The following is a 2,152-nucleotide window of genomic DNA, read 5'->3' as shown; positions in this document are numbered from 1 at the left end:
GTATGGAGATCGGCACATCCGAGGCCGAGGCGATCTGGACCGAGTTTCTTCGAAAGCTGACCAGGCGGGGTCTGCGTGGCGTCAAGCTCGTCGTTCCGATGCCCATGAGGGCATCAAGGCAGCGGTGTCGAAGGTGCTGTCCGCCACATGGCAGAGGTGCCGGGTGGGGCTGTTGAAGAACTCATATTCCTATGAAGGCGGTCCTCAGCAAATTGCTGCACTGATAGGCTGACCCAAGAACCTGAGGTCGCTGCCCGGCGATCTACCGGGGCGCTTTTCTTGATAAATGGATCGCCAGATAAGGCTCCAGAATAATAAAAAGGCGGCGGCAAGCCGCTTCAGGTTGATCGCCATAGCGGTCAGGAAGGACTGGATGCGCATGTTCTCCAGGCCGCGGCGCACAGCCCGTGCGAGACCATGCCAGGATTTCGCCTCGCCATGGAAACCTTCCGAACGCCAGCGATGCCGACGATACAGGCGCTTTTCCTCTTTTCCCCAACGGTCACGTTTCCGCCGTGCTCGAAGAAGTGCTGGATAATCGTTGACGATGACCACAGCTTTAGTCACGCGCGAGGGGGACAGGCAGATCGCCGCAAGGTCGCATCCCTTGCAGTCCCTGGCTTTCGAAGCGAAGAAGCGCCCATATGCGACCTTGGTTCGGTTCGGGCGCAGAATCTTGCCGCGTAGGCATTTTACGATATCGTGGTGGGCGTCATATCTGAACCGGCGCAAAGGGACCTTGCTGCGAATAGGCTCTGCCTTGGTTGGGATCACAGCACTGATCTTGCGCTCCTCCAGCCCGCCAAACACCTTACCATAGGCATATCCCGCATCGGCGGTCGCCAACGTTATGGCCACCCCTGTCGTTTGCGCAGCAGTGTCGAGCCGAGACAGTATATGATCGCCTTCATTCGCCTCGCCGGTTGTGACGTCGATCTCGACAATGACGCCACATTCGTCATCGACTACACCATGCTGCTTGTAGGAGGGTTCAAGACGTCTGTTTCGGCCATTCGTGGCCATCGAAGCATCCGGATCAGTTGTGCACACTTTCTTGTATTTCCCGGTTTTCTTCGAGTTTCTGGCCGCCGTCTCATCTCTTCCAGAGTCATCATTGTTGGCATCGGCAACGTCATCGACATGGCGTGCGACCAGGCTCTCCCAACTCACATCCGCGCGGATCAGCGAAGCATCCACATGAACAACCTCACCTTTCGCGATCCCAGCGGCGACGCAGGCTTGAACGCTCTTCTCAAAAATGCGCCGGAAGAGATCGGCGCCCCAGCGTTTGCGGATCCGGGTCAGTGAAGAATGATCGGGCAACTTCTCTTGCAGGCCGTAACCGGCAAACCAGCGTATTGCCAGATTAACTTGTGCTTCGCGGATCAAACGACGGTCATGGACAATGCCCAGCAAGAACCCCGCGAGCATCAAACGTAACGCGGCTTCAGGATCGATCGCGGGCCGACCAACTGAGGCGGCATAACTCTCGGCCACCATGTCGTGCAACCACGACAAATCAAGAACCCGATCAACACGGGCCAGAACATGCTCGTCGGGAACCAGATCGCGTAGCGACCCGCACAGGAAGAATTCAAACTGTTCTCCGGATCGGCGCTCCAGCATCGAAAGCTCCATATCGATCTCGCCATAAGCCTATTGAATCAAAAAGATAAACCTTTTTCAACAGCCCCCGGGTCCACTTCATGCGCAATGCGCTCGCCCATGCCGGGAAGAGCGGTCGGCGCGTCGTCTCCGCCTTCATCGCCACGGCCTTCGCCCAGGATACTCCGGAGGCTGCGAGCGCCCAGTGGCGCAATGTCGCCGACCAGATCAGGCCGAAGGTGCCGAAACTCGCCACGCTGATGGATAGTGCCGAACAGGATGTGCTCGCCTACATGACCTTTCCCAAACAGCATTGGGCCAAGCTTCATTCGACCAACCCGATCGAGCGTCTCAACGGCGAGATCAAGCGGCGCACCGAGGTTGTCGGCATCTTCCCCAACGATGACGCCATCGTCAGGCTCGTCGGCGCGCTCCTGCTCGAACAGAACGATGTGTATGGACCGCTCCCTGTTTGCAAGGAGTAATTTGAACGTCACGGCAGACACGGTGCTTGCGGTCGTGTATCCGGCCTGTTTATGCGAGCCGC

The 2,152-nt window shown here is 57.8% G+C and carries 1 protein-coding gene and 2 pseudogenes; 2 read left to right on the top strand and 1 reads right to left on the bottom strand.

Annotated elements, in window-relative coordinates:
* Positions 1-199, top strand: a pseudogene (locus J2Y63_RS35350) (transposase); the annotation flags it as partial.
* A 5-nt stretch (positions 200-204) separates the two neighbouring features.
* Here J2Y63_RS35350 and J2Y63_RS35345 read toward each other — a convergent pair.
* Entirely contained in the window at positions 205-1,626 is a 1,422-nt protein-coding gene (locus J2Y63_RS35345) for a transposase (RefSeq protein ID WP_435269830.1), read from the bottom strand.
* Between the two features lie 68 nt (positions 1,627-1,694).
* Here J2Y63_RS35345 and J2Y63_RS35340 point away from each other — a divergent pair.
* Positions 1,695-2,057 (top strand): annotated as a pseudogene (locus J2Y63_RS35340) (transposase); the annotation flags it as partial.
* Positions 2,058-2,152: the final 95 nt, after the last annotated feature.

The sequence above is a fragment of the Shinella sp. BE166 genome (assembly GCF_051201095.1).
GTDB classification, from domain to species: Bacteria; Pseudomonadota; Alphaproteobacteria; order Rhizobiales; family Rhizobiaceae; genus Shinella; species Shinella lacus.
This window is presented reverse-complemented; position numbering and strand designations above follow the sequence as displayed.